This window comes from Brevibacillus schisleri, from assembly GCF_055685845.1.
The window spans coordinates 3,450,813-3,474,076 of the sequence record NZ_JBVNDM010000001.1 but is presented as its reverse complement, the minus strand read 5'-3'; the positions used below and the strand labels follow the sequence as shown (position 1 = coordinate 3,474,076).

Sequence of the window (23,264 nt, the reverse complement as noted above, 5' to 3'; positions counted from 1 at the left end):
CAATGGGGGATTTTACTGATCTATACACCTTATCCCCGCTGCAAGAAGGGATGTTGTTCCATTCGCTGTACTCAGAGGGTTCAGCCTATATGGTACAGAACATTGCCATTCTTACAGGCGAGCTTGATATCGTCAACTTTGAAAAAGCCTGGAACAAAGTGGTTCAAAGACATTCCATTTTGCGTACTGGATTCCTTTGGGAGGAAGTAGAGAAGCCACTTCAGGTGGTCTTCGAAAGTGTTCCTTTTTCCATACACCAGGAAGACTGGTCACATCGCACTGATGAAGAGCAACAAACCATGCTGACATCGTTTTTGCAAACAGAAAAAGAGGCGGGCTTCGACTTGAGCGAAGCCCCCCTCATGCGAGTGACGGTCATCAAAAAGGCCAAAGATGTGCACCAGTTCATCTGGACCTTTCATCATTTGCTCTTGGATGGATGGAGTAGCCCCATTCTTTTTCAGGAAGTCCTCGATTTCTATGAGGCGTACTGCCAAGGCAAGGACTTGAGACTTCCACAGCCAAAGCCATTCAAAGATTATATCTCCTGGCTTCGCCGTCAGGACAACAAGGAGTCTGAAAAATTCTGGCGCGAGTTCCTAGCGTCCGTCGAGAGTCCCACACCTCTTCCCTTTGAATCTTATCCCTTGCAAGGTTCAGAAGAGGAAAAAGGGATTCATGAATCGACTCGAACCTTGACAGATGAAGTCTCAAAAGCTCTCTTAAAATTATCTCGAACATATAAGGTAACGATCAACACCATCGTGCAGGGAGCGTGGGCCATTCTCCTCAGCCGTTTGAGCGGGGAAGAAAGCGTGGTATACGGCGTAACTGGTTCCGGGCGCCCAAGCGACCTGCCGGGTGTAGAGCAGATGGTTGGAATGTTTATCAACACGTTGCCGATGAAAACGAAAGTCGAGCCTGAGCAAACGTTGGATCAGTGGTTCAAAGAGTTGCAGGATCAGCAATCGAGAGTCCGCCAATATGAATACTCGCCATTGGTGGATATCCAGGGCTGGACGGATGTACCGCGTGGACTACCACTGTTTGAAAGTATCTTCGTTTTTGAGAACTATCCGCTGGGAGAAGGAGAAGAGAAGGAATTCGGTTTTTCCATCTCCAATGTACAGCACTTCCAAGAGGTGGATAACCCGCTCACGATTGTCGGGGTTCCGGGTGAGCAGTTTAGCATCAAAATGATATACAGGACTGACCGCTTTGAGCAGGCGGCAATCGAACGAACACTTGACCAAATGGCATCCATTTTAATGGCCATCGTCGAGAATCCAAAACAACGCCTGTCCGCTATCTCTTTTCTCAGTCAAGAAGAAAGACAACATCTACTAGTCGGGCTAAACGATACGAAGAGCGATTACCCTCGGGAAAAAACCGTTCCCCAGCTGTTTACCGAAACAGCGGCCCAATACCCAGACCATATCGCCGTCGTTGCGGGAGAAGAACAGTTGACTTACGCAGAGCTGGAGGTAAAAGCCAATCAGCTTGCCCACTACTTGCAAAAGCAAGGAGTAGGAACAGGTACTTTTGTCGGGCTTTGCGTAGAGCGCTCGTTAGATATGCTCGTGGGTATGCTCGGGATTCTCAAAGCAGGTGGAGCGTATGTGCCACTCGACCCTGCGTACCCAGAAGAACGTCTGGCTTTCATGCTAGCAGATGCCCAAATATCCATTTTATTGACGCAGGAGCATTTGGCTGACAAGTGGCAAGGACAAGAACTTACCATTCTCAATCTCGACCATGCTGGGGAAAAATGGGCAGATGAAAGCACACTTGCTCCCCAAGTAGATATGGCAGCCGACAGCCTCGCTTATGTCATTTACACTTCAGGTTCAACTGGTACACCAAAAGGAGTGCTAGTCGTCCATCGCGGGATTGTTCGCCTGATCAAAAACACGAACTACGTGACCATTACCGAAGAGGACGTGTTCCTGCAAGCCTCTACCGTATCGTTTGATGCTGCTACCTTTGAAATTTGGGGGGCGTTGTTAAACGGAGCGAAGCTGGTGTTGATGCCGCCACATCAGCCTTCACTCGATGAACTGGGAGAGACGATTCAGAATCACAAGGTGACGACACTTTGGCTAACGGCTGGTCTGTTCACGGTCATGGTTGACCACAAGGTGGAGTACTTGCGTGGCGTGAGCCAGCTACTTGTTGGTGGGGATGTTGTCTCTGCATCTCATGTACGGAAGGTACTTTCACTTGGCGGGATCACGGTGATTAACGGCTATGGCCCGACGGAAAACACGACGTTTACTTGCTGCAATCCCGTCACGGAGCTTGCGGAAGGAGTCAACTCCTTCCCAATCGGCCGACCGATCAGCAATACCACGGTGTACGTATTGGACAAACATCAACAGCCTGTCCCTCTAGGTGCAGCCGGCGAATTATTTATAGGCGGAGATGGTCTCGCTCTAGGCTATTTGAACAATCCAGAGCTAACCGCAGAGCGTTTTGTGGAGAATCCCTTTGATCCACAAGGAGGTTCTCGCCTGTATCGCACTGGTGACTTGGTTCGTTATTTAGCTGATGGCACGCTTGCGTTTATCGGTCGTATCGACAACCAAGTAAAAATCCGCGGCTTCCGGATCGAATTAGGTGAGGTGGAAGCAGCACTCAGCTTGCATCCGTCTGTGAACGAAGTTGTAGTCATGGTCCGTGAGATGAAGTCGGGCGAGAAGCATGTAACGGCGTATTTTACCGTTTCAGGAGACAACACGCTCGAAACTTCTGATTTACGTGCATGGACAAAAACAAAGTTGCCAGAATTTATGAGGCCATCATTTTATATTTTCCTTGATGCGATGCCTTTGACGGCAAATGGAAAAATCGACCGCAAACGATTGCCGGAACCGGAATGGACAAATCCTGCTTCCGACAAAGGCTACATGGAGCCGCGCAATCAGGTAGAAGAACTGATTGCCAACATTTGGTCGCAGGTGCTCGGAGTCGAAAAAGTAGGGATTCACGATAACTTTTTCGAGCTGGGTGGACATTCACTTTTGGCGACACGAGTCATTTCACGCCTGAGAGAGGCGTTTGGAATAGAGCAAACGGTACGCTCCATTTTTGAACATCCGACCATTGCAGCATGGAGTGAACAAGGAGCAGCCCTTCATTTGGGAGAGAAAGAAGCGATTGGTGGATCGATTCAGCCTGTTTCAAGACAGAACAATCTGCCGTTGTCTTTTGCCCAACAGCGATTGTGGTTCTTTGATCAATTCATGCCAGGTAGCCCGATGTATAACATCCCATCTGCCCTCCGCTTGCAAGGCGAACTCGACGTAGTGGCATGGGAGAAGAGTTTACAGGCGATCATTTTGCGTCACGAAAGCTTGCGTACCACGTTCCACGAAATAGACGGACAATCCATACAAGTGATTCATCCGCAGATCGACTGGAAAATGGACATTCTGGACTTACGCGACCTACCAGCTGAGAAGAAAGAACAAGAGATAGAGCAGTTGGCCGAAGCAGAAGCGGCCCGAGCATTTACTCTCGGACAAGGACCGCTGATACGCGCGACGATGATCCAAACAGATGATCACGCATATGTCTTCTTGATCAACATGCACCATATCATCTCTGATGGTTGGTCGATGGGCATCTTCTATCGCGAATTGCTTGCCAATTATGAAGCCTTCCGTAAGCAAGAAACACTAGAGCTAGCTGAACTACCGATTCAATATGCGGATTTTGCCTCATGGCAGCGTGAATGGCTGGAAGGCGAACGCTTAGAGCAGCAGGCTACTTATTGGAAAGAAAAACTGAGTGGGGCAGAACCGCTTCTAGCACTGCCGACTGACCGTTCGCGCCCTGCTTTGCAATCCTATAAAGGAGCCATTTACACCAGGACCTTTTCCGCGGACTTGCTTACTAAATTGAAAGTACTTAGCCAGGAGTCCAATTCTACCTTGTTTATGACATTGCTGGCTGCCTTCCAAATCCTTCTATACCGCTATAGTGGTCAAGAAGACATCGTTGTGGGAAGTCCGGTAGCAGGACGCAATCGGCAAGAAACCGAGAATTTGATCGGATTCTTCGTCAACACGTTGGCGCTCCGAACCAACGTAACAGGAGATGTAACCTTTACGGAATTACTGGCACGCGTTCGCGAAACAGCGTTGGAGGCCTATGCACATCAAGATTTACCTTTTGAAAAATTAGTCGATGAGCTACAGCTAGAGCGTAGCCTCAGCTACTCGCAGTTGTTCCAGGTCATGTTTGTCCTGCAAAACTTCCCGCTGGAGGAAGCAGTAGCGTCCGGCATTCAGCTCACACCATTGGATTCTGAGCGACATTTGACGACCTCCAAGTTTGACCTCACATTGACAATGAGAGAGCAGGCAGACGGACTCGTGGCTTCCTTTGAGTACAGCACAGATTTGTTCGACAGATTGACGATCGAGCGGATGACTGGACATTTGCAAAATCTGCTTGAGGCAATCATCTCTCAACCAGAGGAGTCGATTGAAAAACTTGATCTTCTAAGGGAGAGCGAACGAAATAAACAGGTGGTAGAGCTTAACAACACAGCGAGCGAATACCCTCGGGAAAAAAACGTTCCCCAACTGTTTGCCGAAACAGCGGCCCAATACCCAGATCGTATCGCTGTCGTTGCGGGAGAAGAGCAGTTGACCTACGCCGAGCTAGAGGCCAAAGCCAATCAGCTCGCCCACTACTTGCAAAAGCAAGGAGTAGAAGCAGGTACTTTTGTCGGGCTTTGCGTAGAGCGTTCGTTAGATATGCTCGTGGGTATGCTCGGGATTCTCAAAGCAGGTGGAGCGTATGTGCCACTCGACCCTGCGTATCCAGAAGAACGTTTGGCTTTCATGCTGGCAGATGCCCAGATTTCCATTTTATTGACACAGGAGCATTTGGCTGACAAGTGGCAGGGTCAAGAGCTTACCATTCTCAATCTCGACCATGCTGCGGAACAATGGGCGGAGGAAAGCACGCTTGCTCCCCAAGTAGATATGACAGCCGACAGCCTTGCCTACGTTATTTACACATCAGGTTCAACAGGTACACCAAAAGGAGTGCTAGTCGTTCATCGCGGGATTGTTCGCCTGATCAAAAACACGAACTACATGACCATCACGGAAGAGGACGTGTTCCTGCAAGCCTCTACCGTATCGTTTGATGCTGCTACCTTTGAAATTTGGGGGGCGTTGTTAAACGGAGCGAAGCTGGTGTTGATGCCGCCACATCAGCCTTCACTCGATGAACTGGGAGAGACGATTCAGAATCACAAGGTGACGACACTTTGGCTGACGGCTGGTCTGTTCACGGTCATGGTTGACCACAAGGTGGAGTACTTGCGTGGCGTGAGCCAGCTACTTGTCGGTGGGGATGTTGTCTCTGCATCCCATGTACGGAAGGTACTTTCACTGGGCGGTATCACGGTGATTAACGGATATGGCCCGACGGAAAACACGACGTTTACTTGCTGCAATCCCGTCACGGAGCTTCCAGAAGGAGTCAACTCCTTCCCGATCGGCCGACCGATCAGCAATACCACTGTGTACGTATTGGACAAACATCAACAGCCTGTCCCTCTGGGTGCAGCAGGAGAATTATATATAGGCGGAGATGGCCTCGCTCTAGGCTATTTGAACAATCCGGAGCTAACCGCAGAACGTTTTGTGGAGAATCCGTTTGATCCACAAGGAGGTTCTCGCCTGTACCGCACTGGTGACTTGGTTCGTTATCTACCTGATGGCACGATTGAGTTTATCGGGCGTATTGACAACCAAGTAAAAATCCGTGGCTTCCGCATTGAGCTAGGCGAAATCGAGACCGTACTGCAGAGCCACCCGGCTGTAAAAGAAACCGTACTCATGGTGAGAGAGGAAACTCCTGGGGACAAGCGCTTAGCCGCCTACCTCGTTTTTGCAGAAGAAAAAGAGGTTACTCACATCGAGATGCGATCTTATCTCAAGGATAAGTTGCCTGAGTACATGATCCCATCTGCGTTTGTGAATATGGACAGCTTCCCGCTGACACCAAACGGTAAAGTGGATCGGCGGGCACTACCAATCCCTGACTATTCCCGAAATGAGGCGGATAGCGGTTATGTAGCACCTGCAACGGATCTGGAAGTGAAATTGGCAGAAATCTGGAAAAGTGTGCTGGGTGTTGCGAACATCGGTATCTACGACAACTTTTTCGAATTGGGTGGCGACTCCATTCTCAGTATCCAGATCGTCGCGAGAGCCAATCATTCCGGAATTCGCTTCACACCTAAGCAACTTTTTGAAAATCAGACCATTGCAGAATTGCTACGTGTTGTTACTGATTTTAACCAGGAAACGGATACAACATGGAAAAATGAACAGGGCACTGTTACTGGAAATGTACCGCTCACTCCCATCCAAAAATGGTTCTTTGACTCCAATCAACCGTCGCTGCACCACTGGAATCAGTCGGTACTTCTGACTGTTCAGCAACCAGTAGACCTTATTGTCCTGGAGCAAACAATTGAGAGCCTGCTGGCCCATCATGATGCGTTGCGTATGCGCTTTTCACACCATGACGGCATGTGGACACAAATGATGGAAGGTCTAGAAGAGAATGTTCCATTCCGTAGCGTGGATCTTTCTCATCTCCCTAAACTGGAACAGGAGTCTAGGCTGGAGGAAATTTCACAAGAAGTACAAGCGAGCCTAAATATCACGGAAGGTCCCATCGTACAGGCTGTGTACTTCAACATGGGCGAAGAGCAAGCTGGCCGACTGCTGCTCGTCATTCACCACTTAGTTGTTGACGGTGTATCGTGGCGTATTTTGCTGGAGGATTTGCAACATACCTATGATCAAATAGCGAGTGGTCATGACGTACAAATGCCAGCAAAGACGACTTCGTTCAAGATGTGGGCTGAGCAATTAGTCGCGTATGCCAATTCAGAAGCCATCCAGCAAGAAAAAGAGTACTGGCTCAAACAAGATCAAGAGGCGAATCCGCTCCCGATTGATCACCTTTATGAACCGAGCCAGAACACGGAAGCGACAACCAAACAAGTAACGTTCTCTTTAGATGCAGAAGAAACCCGTGCTCTGTTGCAGGAAACACTTTCTCCTTACCGTTTAAAAATAAACGATGTCTTACTCGCTGCCTTAACAAAAGCAATGCATCGCTGGACAGGAAAACAGACGTTATCTTTCCATCTCGAGGGGCATGGACGCGAAGATATTTTGGAAGGAGCAGATTTATCCCGCACAATTGGCTGGTTTACGAGTATGTATCCTGTACAACTTACACTTGACCAGACAAAAACGTGGAGTGAACTGCTAAAAGCGGTCAAAGAACAGCTTCGAGCCATTCCGAAAAATGGAGTTGGCTATGGTATCCTGCACTACTTACGTCAGGATGACGAACTGAAAGAGCAGTTGAAGTCTCGAATGAAGCCAGAGATCAGCTTCAACTACCTCGGTCAGTTTGATCAAGTCGTTTCGTCAAATGCTAAATTTGGCATGGCTGCTGAATCGAGAGGCTCGAATCTTGCACCTGATTCCATTCGCGGGCATTTAATCGATGTAAACAGCGTCATTTCCGGAGAACAACTGCATGTCACTTGGTTTTACAACGAAAACATCCACGAGAAAACTACGGTGGAAGCAGTTGCTCGTGATTATATGGACGCCTTGCGTGAGATTATGGCACATTGCCGCTCCGAAGAAGCAGGGGGTTATACTCCTTCTGACTTCCCGTTATCCCGTCTGGATCAGCGTACAATCGACACATATGTGGGTAGAGATCGTTCCATCGAGAACATCTATCCACTGACGCCGTTGCAGGAAGGCATGCTTTTCCATTCCCTGTACGAGCAAGAGGGCGGAGACTATGTGGTTCAGTTCTCCATGACGATCCATCATTTGCACGTCGATGCACTCCAGCAAGCATGGCAAAAAGTCATCGATCGTCATTCCATTCTGCGTACCTCGTTTATCTGGGATGGAGTAGTCAATCCGCATCAAATTGTCCGCAAGCATGTACGGGTGACAGTTGATGAAAGAGATCTGCGACATTTACCGACGGATAAACAGAAAGCAGCGCTAGACGAATTTTTGGAAGAGGATCGGAAGCGGAACTTCTCGATTACAGAACCACCTCTCATGCGTTTGACTTTGTTTAGGATTAGCAACGAAGCGTATCGCTTTATCTGGAGCTTCCACCACGTATTGCTGGACGGCTGGAGCTTGCCGCTCGTCTTAAAAGACTGGTTTGCCGCTTATCTAGCGCTGGCAGATGGAAAAGACATTCAGCTTGGGGCTGTACAGCCATTTTCCCAGTATGTAGCGTGGATTCAGCGCCAAGACCTGCAAGCTGCGGAACATTTCTGGCGCAACCATTTGAAGGGGATATACGGGCCGACACAAATCAATCTCGGACAAGCTCACCAATCCATGGGTGAACCAAAAACCTACGACGAGCGCATTATCCGATTCTCGGCCGAGTTTACCGAACAGCTGCAATCATTTGCCCGTCAGCATCAGGTAACGCTGAATACCTTTATACAAAGTGCGTGGGGCATGATCCTTGGAGCTTACAGTGGGGAAGCAGATGTCGTATTCGGGGCAACTGGTTCAGGACGTCCAGCCGATTTGCATGGCGTAGAAAATATGGTGGGTCTGTTCATTAATACGCTCCCGGTTCGAATCACAATCGATCCAAGCAAAACCGTTCGGGTATGGCTGCGCGAATTGCAAGAAATGCAATTGGAGATTCGCCAATATGAGTACACGCCGCTGGTTGACATCCAAAGCTGGAGCGAATTCGAGCGCAACACCTCTCTGTTCGAAAGTATTTTTATCTTTGAGAACTACCCGATCGATGAGTCTGTGAAAGAAGCGGACATCAGTATTCAGATTTCTGATGTAGACTCTGCGGAGCAAACAAACTATCCACTTACCGTAGTATGTGGGCCTGGCAAAGAATTTGTCCTCAAAATCGTTTTTGATCAAAACCGATTCGATCATGTACGGATCGAACGTGTGCTAGAGCAAATGACGCTTCTGCTCCAATCGATGATAGCAAATCCTGATCAACCTCTGGCTAATGTGTGCATGATCAGCGAAAGCGAACAGGAGCAGGTTTTGGTCGAGTGGAACGATACGAAGGTCGATTATCCAACCGGGCTTTGCATTCATCAAGCATTTGAACAACAAGTACAAAAGACGCCAGATGCGATCGGACTCATGTACAAAGAGATGGAAATGACGTATGCCGAGCTGAATCAGCGAGCGAACCAATTGGCGCATCATCTCCTTGCCCAAGGCGTGAAACCAGATACACTCGTCGGGATTTGCATCGAGCGCTCTCCTGAGATTATCGTCGGGATTCTCGGTGTGATGAAAGCAGGTGCCGCTTATGTTCCAATCGATCCGGCACATCCGCTAGAGCGTATTGCCTACATGATCGAGGATTCGCAGGCAAACATCGTGTTGACCCAGCAATCTCTGGCAAACCAATTGCTCACAACGAAGGCCCAGGTAATTTGCCTTGATAGTAATGCGCTTGAGAATGAACCTGTTCATGATGTGATGTGTGGGGTTACCGAACAAAATCTTGCCTATGTCATTTACACATCTGGTTCCACTGGCTTGCCAAAAGGCGTGATGGTCGAACACCAAAGTGCGATGAATATGGCTCATTACCTGGTGGAGTTGTTCCAAGTCCAGTCGTCTAGCCGCGTCTTACAGTTATGTTCGTTCAGCTTCGACGTATCTGTCGCTGAGATCGTCATGGCTTTGATTTCGGGTGCGACCCTAGTCATTGAGGATCGAGAAATGCTCATGCCAGGTCCTGAACTCATCACGGTCTTGCAAGAAAAACAAATCACGACTGTGATGACGGTACCCGCTGTACTTGCGGCATTACCTGACGCCGACCTACCTGATCTGAAGACACTCGTGATCGGTGGCGAAGCACCAAGCTATGAGCTCATCACTCGCTATGCAAATCATCGTCAATTTTTCAATTGCTACGGTCCAACGGAGGCAACCGTTTGCACCACGCTGATGCTTATGGATACAAATCTGGCGAACACGCCAATTGGCCGTCCTATCGCCAACGCGACCATCTACGTATTAGATGCCAATCTAAAGCCGGTCCCTATTGGCGTACCAGGTGAGCTGTACATTGGTGGAAAAGGCTTGGCACGCGGTTACTGGAATCGTCCAGAGCTTACAGCGGAACGCTTTATCACTCATCCGTTTGGAGTGGAAGGCGAACGTCTTTATCGCACAGGCGATCAGGTGCGCTATCTGCCAGACGGTAACCTTGAATTCCTAGGTCGTATCGATAATCAGGTGAAAATTCGCGGCTTCCGCATCGAATTAGGCGAAATCGAAAACGCATTGAGAAAGCACGATGCGATTCGGGAAGCTGTCATTACCGTACGAGACAATCGCTTGGCCGCTTATCTGATTGCAATAGGTGAAGAGAAGCCAGCTACAGAGGAGCTCGCTCTCTATCTGAAAGAAACATTGCCAGATTACATGATTCCAGCAGGTATGGTCTGGATGGAGGCGATTCCGCTTACCGTCAACGGAAAGGTAGACCACCGGGCACTGCCCACACCAGATTGGGGACTTTTGACCACACAACAGGCGTATGTCGCACCTCGCACACCAACAGAAGAAATAGTGGCGAACATTTGGACACAGGTGCTTTCTGTTGAGCAAGTCGGGATTCACGACGATTTCTTTGCGCGTGGGGGACATTCCCTCCTAGCTACCCAAGCGATTTCCCGTATGCGTCAAGCTTTTGGCGTAAACATGCCGCTTCGTACGCTGTTTGATTATCCGACAACGGCAGCGATTAGCGAAAAAATAACGGCATTGTTACAGGGGGAAGCGGGTCTCACTGACATCCCGCTCGTGCCAGTGTCGCGTGAGGAACACTTGCCGCTCTCGTTTGCACAACAACGTTTGTGGTTCTTGGACAAGCTGCTGCCAGACAGTTCCGTCTACAATATCCCAACTGCTGTTCGTCTGATGGGTGAGCTGGAAGTTGAGGCGTGGGAACGTAGTCTGAAGCTGATCATCCAACGTCATGAGAGCTTGCGTACAACTTTCTCTGATAGCAATGGGGAAGCCGTTCAAGTCATTCACCCGCAGATTGAGTGGAACATGGAACGAATCGACTTACGGGACTGGAACGAAGAGGAGCGAGAAGCCGAAGTATTGCGTCTCGCCATAGAAGATGCAGAACAATCGTTTCATCTCAATCAAGGGCCGTTATTGCGTGCAAAACTGATTTGCATGGATGAACAAGCGTATGTATTTTTGCTCAATTTACACCACATCATTGCGGATGGCTGGTCCATGAGTGTATTCATGGGTGAGTTAGTCTCCATCTACGAAGCGTTATCTGCTGGGGAAACACCACCTCTTGCCGAAATGCCGCTGCAATATGCAGACTATGCCACATGGCAACGCAACTGGTTGCAAGGTGAGGTATTGGAGCAACAATTGGCGTACTGGAAAAAACAATTAGGCGATGCGGAACCACTTCTGAGATTGCCGACAGATCGTCCACGCCCTGCCGTTCAGAGCCATAAAGGGGCGATGCACACGATTAAGCTCTCAGAAAAACTGCTTGCCGATCTAAAAGCGCTCAGCCGTGAAGAGGGATCAACCTTATTCATGACCTTGCTAGCTGCCTTTCAGACCCTGCTCTATCGCTACAGTGGTCAAAAAGACATCCTTGTTGGGAGTCCGGTCGCAGGACGAAATAGACAGGAACTGGAGTCACTTATTGGTTTCTTCATTAACACCTTGGTAATGCGTACAGACATGTCTGGGGAACCGAACTTCCGAGACTTGCTAGCAAAAGTACGAGAGACTGCACTGGAGGCTTATGCGCATCAAGACCTGCCATTTGAAAAACTGGTAGATGAACTGGAGCTGGAACGAAGTCTAAGCTACTCACCGTTGTTCCAAGTGATGTTTGTCCTGCAAAACATCCCGATGGAAGTACAAGAATTGTCCCAGATTCGCATCGAACCTTTCCACCGAGGTCAGGAGGGCGTAAGCGTCAAATTTGACATCACCTTGACCACCGTAGAGGCACCAGATGGACTAATCGCAACGTTCGAGTACAATACCGATCTTTTTGATCCAGCAACGATCGAGCGCATGGGGAACCATTTCGCCAGCCTGCTAGAGGCGATTTCGGTAAATCCGATGCAACCAGTCACAGACATCCCTCTCCTGAGCGATAGGGAAAGGGAGCAGCTTCTCCATCAATGGAATGATACAAATGTACCTTTTGAACCTGAAACATGCGTGCATGAAATTGTTGCACGGATAGCACAAGAATTGCCAAATCAATTAGCCGTTGTTTCCGAAGAAGGGCAAATCACCTATGCAGAACTGGATGCCAAAGCGAATCAGGTGGCGAACTACCTGCAAAAACAGGGAGTATCCTCCGAAACACTTGTCGGTATCTGCGTAGAACGTTCGATCGATATGCTCATCGGTCAACTGGGAATTCTTAAAGCTGGCGGTGCTTATGTCCCAATGGACACAGCTTATCCACAGGAGCGTCTTGCTTTCATGATGAAAGATGCCAATATGCCAGTTGTAGTAACCCAAGAACGACTGTTAGGGCGATTGCCAGAAGGAACGGCATCATTCATCTGCTTGGATCGTGATTGGCATATCATTTCGGAAGAGAGCAGCGAGGCGCCGACCGCAGCAATGACAACAGAGAATCTGGCGTATGTCATCTATACGTCTGGCTCTACTGGAACGCCAAAAGGGGTAGAGATCGAACACGCCGCCTTGTTAAATCTGATTTGCTGGCACCAGCGGTCGTACAGCGTAGATTCAAATGATCGAGCTTCACAAATCGCAGGGACAGCCTTTGATGCATCTGTTTGGGAAATCTGGCCGTACCTGACAAAGGGAGCAACACTTTATCTCCCATCAGAAGATATTCGTCTGGTACCAGAGGAACTAAGAGATTGGCTTGTTGCATCGGGTATCACGATTAGCTTTTTGCCAACGCCTTTGGCAGAAAGGCTGCTTACCTTGGAATGGCCTATCGACACGAAGCTGCGGTATATGCTCACAGGGGGCGACAAGCTACACGATTACCCACCAGCAACCATGCCGTTTACTCTTGTAAACCAATACGGTCCAACCGAAAACGCGGTTGTTGCCACAGCAGGCGTCGTTCCACCAGAAGCTGCTCATGTTTTCGCACCATCAATAGGACGGCCAATAGACAATGTACAGGTATACGTCCTGGATGAAAAGCGAAATCCTGTGCCAATTGGGGTAGCCGGAGAGCTCTATATCGCGGGAGACAGCTTGGCACGGGGCTATCTGAAGCGCCCTGATCTAACCAAAGAGCGGTTCGTAGCCAATCCATACTCACAAAAACCGGGAGCACGCATGTACCGAACGGGAGACCTGGTTCGTTACCTGCCAGATGGAAGCATAGATTTCATTGGTCGCGCAGATGATCAGGTGAGCATCCGAGGATTCCGGGTCGAACTGGGCGAAATTGAAACCGCTCTGTACACGCATCCTGCGGTAAAAGAAACCATCGTCCTCGTACGTGAGGATATGCCGGGCGTAAAACGACTCGCTGCCTACGTGGTACTCGGAGAAAAACAAGAGATTCAAGCAAGTGACTTCCGTAGCTATCTGAAGGAAAAGCTTCCTGAGTATATGGTACCAGCTGCATTTGTCGTCATGGATAACCTACCTCTGACGCCAAACGGTAAGGTAGACCGACAAGCATTGCCTGTACCTGATTTCTTACACAATGAAACAGAAGGCAGTTTTGCTGCTCCTACAACTGCTATTGAGGCTACGCTTGCAGATATATGGAAAAAAGTCCTAGGTGTTGACAATGTTGGTATCTATGACAACTTTTTCGAGCTTGGTGGAGACTCCATTTTGAGTATCCAAATTGTTTCTCGAGCCAATCAGGCTGGAATTCGTTTGACACCGAAACAGCTCTTGAGAAATCAAACCATCGCGGAACTGGCAAGTGTCGTGACAACGACTGACGGCATACAAACAGGAAAAGTCCAAGCAGAACAAGGAATCTTGACGGGAGAGGTGCCGCTCACGCCAATTCAATCGTGGTTCTTCACGACTGAACAACCGTCGATCCATCATTGGAACCAATCCTTGCTTTTGACGGTGCAACAACCCGTTGACCTGACCGTTCTAGAGCGTGTCATCGAGAGCCTGCTCAGGCATCATGACGCATTACGTATGCGTTATACCCAGTCGGACCAAGGCTGGACCCAACATATGGAGGGACTTCCTGAGACCATTCCATTCCGTAGCGTGGACCTGTCCGCTGTTCTAGAAGAAGAACAAGCCGATCGTCTGGAGCAAATCGCAAACGAGGTGCAATCAAGTCTACATGTTAGTGAAGGACCCGTTTTCCAAGCCGTATACTTCCATCTTGGCGCGGACCTACCTGGCCGTCTGCTGATTGTTGCCCACCATCTGGTGATTGACGGTGTGTCCTGGCGTATTTTGCTAGAGGATCTGCAAGCTGCTTATGAGCAGCTGGTAAACGATGAGCCGGTACAATTCCCAGCGAAAACGACTTCATTCAAGTCGTGGGCAGAGCAATTGCAATCCTATGCGAATTCCGAAGTGATCGAGCCGGAAAAAGCGTTCTGGCTGGGCCAAAGTGATGAAGTGAGTCCACTTCCCATTGACCGTGCTTTCGAGCCAAGCCAAAACACAGATGCAACCTCCAAGCAAGTCAGTCTTGCACTTACTATTGAAGAAACTCGCGCGTTGTTGCAGGATACGCTTTCGCCTTACCGTCTACAAATCAATGATGTATTGCTTACTGCTTTAACCAAAGCAATGAATCGTTGGACAGGTGAAAAGAGAGTAGCCGTTCATCTAGAAGGGCACGGACGTGAAGAAATTATCGAAGGAGCAGACTTATCCCGTACCGTCGGCTGGTTTACGAGCATTTACCCGGTACAGCTTTCAATTGATCCGTCGAAGCCGTGGGGTGACGCGTTGAAAGCGGTCAAGGAACAGCTTCGTCGTATTCCAACGAAAGGTGTCGGCTACGGCATCCTTCAATACCTCAGTCAGGATGAGGAGTTGAAAAACCGTCTAAGTGAAAAGCCGAAGCCAGAAATCAGCTTCAACTACCTTGGACAGTTTGATCAGATGGTTCAAGCCGAATCGAGATTTGGCATGGCGCAAGAATCAAGAGGCTCCAATCTGGGGAAAGACACCATACGCCAGCACCTGATTGATGTAAACAGTGTCATAACCGGGGAACAACTCCATGTTACGTGGATCTATAGCGAAAACATTCACGAGGAAAGCACGATTCAAGAGCTTGCTTGCAACTATCTGGAAGCTTTACGCGAGATCATTGCGCACTGCCAGTCCGAAGAAGCAGGCGGCTATACGCCATCTGACTTCCCACTTGCGCGAATGGATCAACGGGCTATCGACAAGCACCTGGGACAGGATCGCCTGATCGAGAACGTCTATCCACTCAGTCCATTGCAAGGTGGCATGCTGTTCCACTCCCTGTACGAGCAGGAGGGGGGAGACTATATTGTTCACTTCGCCATGACGATGGAGGGCTTGCACGTTGAAGCGTTTGAACAGGCGTGGCAAAAAGTAGTGGATCGCCATCCGATTCTACGTACCTACTTTGTTTGGGAAGGTTTAGAGGCGCACCAAATTGTACGCAAACAAGTAAAAGCAACTGTAGAAAAAATCGACCTGCGTCATTTAACAACGGAGCAGCAAAAAACCGAACTGGCTGTCTATCTAGAAGCTGATCGCAGACGAAACTTCGAGATTGCGTCACCACCACTCATGCGTTGGACGCTGTTCCACTTGCGTGAGGGAATCTATCGCTTCACTTGGAGCTTCCACCATGTATTGCTTGATGGTTGGAGCGTCCCGATTGTACTAAAAGACTGGTTTAGTGCTTATGTGTCCATAGCAGAAGATAAAGAGGTTTCGTACAGCTTCGTTCAACCGTTCTCTGCGTACATCGATTGGGTACAACGCCAAGACTTGAGTACTGCCGAACATTTTTGGCGCGAACAGCTTAAAGGCTTCCACGAGTCGACACCATTAGCGATGAGTAACCAATCAGGCGGCAGGGATCATATGCCGAAAGTGTACGAAGAGAAAGAAATTCGCTTATCGGCGGAGATGACTTCACGTTTGCAAGCCTTTGTCCGTACACATCAGTTGACCTTAAATACGCTTGTCCAAGGAGCATGGGCTCTCATCCTGAGCCGATACAGCGCAACGGATGATGTCGTCTTCGGAGCAACCGTTTCTGGTCGTCCGGCTGATCTGCCTACGGTAGAGGGCATGGTAGGTCTCTTCATCAACACCCTGCCGATTCGGGTTTGGATCGATGCGAACAAATCGGTGCGGGAATGGCTACGTGAGATTCAAGAACATCAAGTGGAGCTTCGCCAGTTTGAGTACACGCCGTTGGTTGACATCCAAGGCTGGAGTGAAATGGCGCGTAATACCGCCCTGTTCGAAAGCATCTTCATTTTCGAGAACTACCCGATTGGTGAATCGGTACAAGCTGAACATAATGAGCTGCAATTATCTGACGTGGAGACGATGGAACAAACGAATTATCCAATCACCGTCGTCTGCGGTCCGGGTAAAGAGTTCATCCTCAAGATCAAGTACGACCAGAGCCGATTCGCGTCTGAAAATATCGAACGTGTTCTGCACCAGATGTCTTACTTGCTCGAATCCATGATGGCAAAACCTGAACAGTGCCTCGCAGAGGTGTCGATGATCAGTGAAAGCGAGCTCCAGCAGGTAGTAGTCGAATGGAATGACACGCGCGTGGATTATCCGACCCAGCTTTGCATCCATCAGGCATTTGAGAAACAAGTGGAAAAGACACCTGATGCGATTGCCCTCGTCTACAAGAAGATGGAGCTGACCTATGCCGAGCTGAACAACCGTGCAAACCAGCTGGCACACAGGCTGATTGCATCGGGTGTGAAACCGGATAAGCTAGTTGGCATTTGCGTCGAGCGTTCTTTCGAGATGATCATCGCATTCCTCGGCGTGATGAAAGCTGGTGCTGCTTATGTACCTATTGATCCGGCGCATCCGCAAGATCGCATTGCCTACATGATCGAAGATTCGCAAGCGAACATTTTGTTGACGCAGGTATCGCTGAAAGATATGATACCATTTTCTTCCAAACAGGTCATTTGCCTCGATAGCGATGAACTGGCAAATGAGCCTACCACAAACGTGGATAGCGGCGTCAATGAGCATCATCTCGCTTACGTGATCTATACTTCTGGATCAACCGGATTGCCGAAAGGGGTAATGGTCGAGCACCACTCCGTTGTCAATTTAACACATGCTCTGATCCATTCGTTCCAAATCGATCCGACGAGCCGGGTTTTGCAATTCACATCCTTTAGTTTCGATGTTTCAGTCTCCGAGATCGCTATGACCCTGCTGGCTGGAGCCACGCTCGTCATGGAGGATCGTGAATTACTTTTACCTGGTCCGGAATTGATCCAAGTCCTACAGGAACAGCGCATCACGACCGTGACAATGGCTTCCTCTGTCGTATCGGCCTTGCCACAAGCGGATTTGCCAGACCTGAAGACGCTGATTGTCGGTGGGGAAGCGTTAAGTCGTGAGCTTGTTGCCCGTCATGCCACGGATCGCCAGTTCTTTAACTGCTACGGACCAACGGAAACAACCGTCACTGCTACTCTCACACGTTGTGAGAATAACGGCCAAAATCCAACAATCGGCCGACCTATCGCCAATGTGGAAGTGTATGTACTGGATGCATACCTGCAACCTGTGGCAATAGGTGTACCAGGAGAGCTCTACATCGGCGGAAAAGGAATAGCCAGAGGGTACTGGAATCGTCCTGAGCTTACGGAAGAACGCTTTATCAATCATCACTTCGGCAAGGAAGGAGAACGCCTCTACCGGACTGGGGACCTGGTTCGCTATACGGAAGACGGGCAGCTCGAATTCCTCGGACGAATCGACGACCAAGTCAAAATTCGCGGTTATCGAATCGAGCTGGGCGAAATCGAGAATAGGCTGAGACACCATCCAGCCGTTCAGAATGTCGTCGTTATCGCGCGTGAGGATCGAGAAGGAGACAAGCGTTTGACGGCTTACCTCGTTGGAGCAAATGAACAACAACCGGGTGATGCTGAGCTTATCCACTACCTGAAAGAGACCCTACCAGAATACATGGTTCCTACAGGTTACGTTTGGATGGCAGAGATTCCACTCACGGTCAACGGGAAAGTAAATCGCCGCGCTCTTCCCGTACCGGATTGGGGACAAGGGGAGAAAGAGAAGGAATATGTGGCACCACGTACACCAACCGAGGAAATCGTTGCCCATATTTGGTCGCAGGTTCTTTCCGTTGAGGGAATGGGAATCCACGATGACTTCTTTCAACTGGGTGGACATTCGCTCTTGGCTACCCAAACCGTTTCCCGCTTAAAAGAAGCATTTGGTGTGGAAGTACCGCTCCGTACCTTGTTCGAAAACCCTAGCGTGGCACAAATGAGCGAAAAGTTAACGGGTCTACTGGAAGCCAAATCGAATGTTGCCAGCATTCCACTCGCACCTGTTTCTCGCGACCAGCATCTACCGCTCTCCTTTGCACAGCAACGCTTGTGGTTCTTGGATCGCTTAATGCCGGACAGCGCCTTGTACAACATCCCGTCTGCCATGCGGATGCAAGGACACCTCAACATTCATGCATGGGAACGCAGCCTGCAGATGATTATCGGGCGACACGAGAGCTTGCGAACAACCTTCACTGACATCAACGGGGAAGCGATACAAGTCATTCATCCCGAAATCGCGTGGAGCATGGGCAAGATTGATTTGCGTGAGCTACCAGAAGAGGAGCGAGACACCCAGGTACATCGCCTGGAGAGAGAAGAGGCAGCCAAGCCATTTGATCTACGTACAGGACCGTTACTGCGGGCCACGATCATCCAGATTGGCGAAGAGAATTTCGTCTTCCTGCTAAATATGCACCATATCGTATCTGACGGCTGGTCGATGAACATTTTCATACGAGAGCTGGTTACGATCTATGAAGCGCTTTGCAAGGAAGAGACGCCACAACTCACGGACATGCCACTACAGTATGCAGATTTTGCAGCTTGGCAGCGTGAATGGCTACAAGGTGAAGCGTTGGAGCAACAGCTCGCATACTGGAAAGCAAAATTGAGTGGTAGTGAGCCGCTATTGGCCTTACCGACAGATCGTCCGCGTCCACCTGTACAAACCTATAATGGAGCCTTACACACGACGAGCTTCCCAATTGAGCTTGTGGAAAAATTACACTCGCTCAGCAGACAAGAAGGCGCCACGCTCTTTATGACCTTGCTCGCTGCCTTCCAAATCCTGCTTCATCGGTACAGCGGTCAAGACGATATTATCGTCGGAAGTCCGGTTGCTGGACGCAATAGACAAGAAACGGAATCATTAATTGGCTTCTTCATCAACACGTTGGCGATGAGAACTGATATGTCTGGCGCTCCAACCTTCCGTGAACTACTTACGAGAGTGCGCGAGTCTGCACTGGAAGCCTATACCCATCAAGACCTGCCCTTTGAAAAGTTAATAGATGAGCTGGAGTTGGAACGTAGCCTAAGCTATTCGCCACTCTACCAAGTCATGTTCGCACTGCAAAACTTCAACATGCAGACGCATGAACTGGAGGGCATTCAGATTGCACCGTTTGAAAGCCAAAACCAAGAAGTGATGTCCAAATACGACATCAGCTTGACTATGGCAGAAACGCCAAACGGCATGATCGCTACGTTTGATTACAATACAGATTTGTTCGACCAAACAACGATGGAGAGAATGGTGAATCATTTCCATCATGTACTAGAGGGAATCGTCGCCCAACCTGATCGATCGATCATGGCGCTACCATTGCTACGTCCGAATGAACGTGAACAGCTGATACTTGGGTGGAACAACACAGCTGCAACATACACGTATGAAAAGACAGTACATGAGCTAGTCGCCGAAATGACAAGGGAAATGCCGAATCAACTGGCAGTCGTCTCCAAGGAAGGCTCGCTCACCTATGCAGAGCTGGATTCGAAAGCGAATCAACTGGCGAACTACTTACAACAACAGGGGATTACGTCAGAGACTCTCGTTGGTATTTGTGTCGAACGTTCCGTCGAGATGCTGATCGGCCAATTAGGGATTCTCAAAGCAGGCGGTGCGTTTGTTCCGATGGATCCATCTTATCCAAAGGAACGCCTTGCCTTCATGATGGATGACACGAACATGCCGATCGTCTTGACCCAGGAACGCTTGCTGGAAGCATTGCCAACAGGTGATGCAACGTTTATTTGTCTCGATATCGATTGGGATTTGATTGCCAGTGAGAGCACAGAATCACCCGAAATCACGACGACAACGAACAATCTCGCTTATGTCATTTACACCTCTGGTTCTACCGGAACACCAAAAGGAGTGGAAATCGAGCAACGCGCTCTATTGAATCTCATCAATTGGCACCAGAACGCTTACAACGTCACGCCAGAAGATAGAGCATCACAAATCGCCGGAACAGCCTTCGATGCCGCTGTCTGGGAAATCTGGCCTTATTTGACGGCTGGAGCCACATTGTATCTGCCACAAGAAGAGATTCGTCTGGTACCGGAAAAACTGCGTGATTGGCTCGTCGACTCAAGAATCACAATCAGCTTCCTGCCAACGCCATTAGCAGAGAGCTTGCTATCTATTGAATGGCCGTCCGATGCAGATTTGCGCTACATGCTAACAGGCGGTGACAAACTGCATCACTATCCATCGGCACAACTGCCATTTACATTGGTAAATCAGTATGGGCCAACGGAAAATGCCGTCGTAGCTACAGCAGGCATCGTTCCTGTACAAGCTGGTCAGATCGCAGCCCCAACAATCGGACGCCCAATCGACAATGTGCAAGTATACGTTCTTGATGCAAATCTGCAACCTGTGCCGATCGGTGTTGCAGGCGAACTGTACATCGCCGGGATCAGCTTGGCTCGCGGGTATCTAAAACGTCCTGATCTGACCCAAGAACGCTTTGTCGAAAATCCGTTCGCACACATACGAGGGGCAAAAATGTACCGCACAGGAGATCTTGTCCGCTACCTGCCGGACGGCAACATCGAGTTTATCGGTCGTGCCGACGATCAGGTGAGTATCCGTGGTTTCCGTGTCGAGTTGGGCGAGATTGAAACCGCCCTGTACACGCACCCTTCTGTCAAAGAAACGATCGTCCTTGCCCGTGAAGACATGCCAGGTGTGAAACGTCTGGCGGCGTATGTCGTGCTAGAAGAAGGGGTAGAGGACCAAGTGGGCAACTACGACAGCTACCTGAAAGAACTATTGCCGGAGTACATGGTGCCGTCCGCATTCGTAATCATGGATGCTCTACCACTCACTCCAAATGGCAAAGTAGACCGTCGTGCATTACCTATACCGGAGTACAGAGTGAGTAATGGAGAATTCGTTGCTCCGGAGACGTTTGTCGAGCGAGTATTGGCAGAAATATGGAAAAAGGTTCTAGGAGTAGAGCAAGTCGGAATTCACGATAACTTCTTCGAACTCGGTGGTGATTCGATTCTGAGCATTCAGATCGTGGCCCGCGCAGCCCAATCTGGAATTCGCTTGTCACCGAAGCTCTTGTTCGAAAATCAGTCGATTGCCGAGTTGACACAAGCTCTCGGGGAGTCGGTTAACATTTTCGCCGAACAAGGCATTGTCACTGGGGAAGTGCCACTCCTGCCGATTCAACGCTGGTTCTTCGAGCAAAAATTGGCAAATCGCAACCACTGGAACCAATCTGTACTTTTAACTGTTAAACCGATCGATCCAGAAATTTTGAGACAAGCTTTCTATCACTTGCTCGGACATCATGATGCCCTCCGCCTCCGTTTCTACCATCAGGATGGAAAATGGAAGCAAATCCACGAGGAATGGACAGATATCATTCCATTTACCGTAGAGGAATTGGGTCATTTGCCGCATGAAGAGCAAGTCAAGCGAATCGGGGAAATCTCTGAGGAAGCCCAGGCAAGCTTGCATCTCTCGGAAGGTCCGTTGCTCCGTGCCGTCTACTTCGATTTGGGCAGTGAACAGGAAGGACGCTTGCTTATCGTCATTCACCACTTGGCAGTCGATGGTGTGTCTTGGCGCATCATCACGGAAGACTTGAATAAGGCCAGCACCCAACTGCTACAAGGCAAACAAGTGCAACTACCGCCAAAAACCAGTTCCTACAAGTATTGGGCTGAAAAATTGACGGAGTACGCACAATCAGACAGCCTGCGAGAGGAAGCCGATTATTGGTTAAGTAGCCTCGATACAGAAGTAAACGCTCTGCCAAAAGATTATGAGAACGGAAAGAACCGAGAGCTTACTGCCAAGATGGTTTCTGTTGCCCTTACGCAGGAAGAAACCAAAGTGCTCTTACAGGAATTGCCTTCGATCTACCAAACGCAGATCAATGACGTCTTGCTCACTGCATTGGCAGAAGCGATCTTCGTATGGACCGGAAATCAAACCTCCCTCGTCCATTTGGAAGGGCACGGACGTGAAGAGCTCTTCGATGATGTCGATCTTTCCCGTACCTTGGGGTGGTTCACGAGCATGTATACCATCCTCTTGGATACAAGGAAAACTACCTCGCTCAAAGAAGCGCTACAAACGACCAAAGAACAGCTGCGTAGCATTCCGAACAAGGGAATCGGCTATGGCGTTCTCCGTTACCTGAACGAGGAAATGACGGAAACGTTCAAGTCTTTGCCAAAAGCGGAGATCAGCTTCAACTACCTTGGTCAGCTTGATCAGTCAGTCGATGACACAGAATCCATGTTTGGCTTTGCAAACGAAGCGAGGGGCGACAACTTCAACCGCAACTCAGAACGTCAGCACCTACTGGATTTCGGTAGCTCTGTCGTCGGGGGACAATTGATTGTAACGATCGCCTTCAGTGAAGAGATTTATCGCAAGGAAACTGTCAAAGATTTAGCGGAATACTATGTAAACGCACTACGACAATTGATCGAGCTAGGTCAGACGGAAACGGCCGCAACCTCAACAACAAGTGATCTGTCCGAATTCGGTTGGGATGATGAAGAGATTGCCGACCTACTTGATCTCATCCAAGACAAGTAATGAATCAAAACTGCATAGAGGCGTCAACCACGGCGCCTCTATGGCAAA

General features: G+C 49.3%; 1 protein-coding gene. It reads left to right on the top strand.

Features of this window, described 5'->3' with window-relative positions; genetic code table 11:
• Window positions 1-2: 2 nt before the first annotated feature.
• Entirely contained in the window at window positions 3-23,216 is a 23,214-nt protein-coding gene (gene lgrC / locus ACUUHJ_RS16360; protein WP_472299373.1) for a linear gramicidin non-ribosomal peptide synthetase LgrC, read from the top strand.
• Window positions 23,217-23,264 lie beyond the last annotated feature (48 nt).

Coding starts and splice junctions, on each gene's coding strand:
- lgrC (WP_472299373.1), top strand. CDS start 3: ATGGGGGATTTTACTGATCTATACACCTTATCCCCGCTGCAAGAAGGG.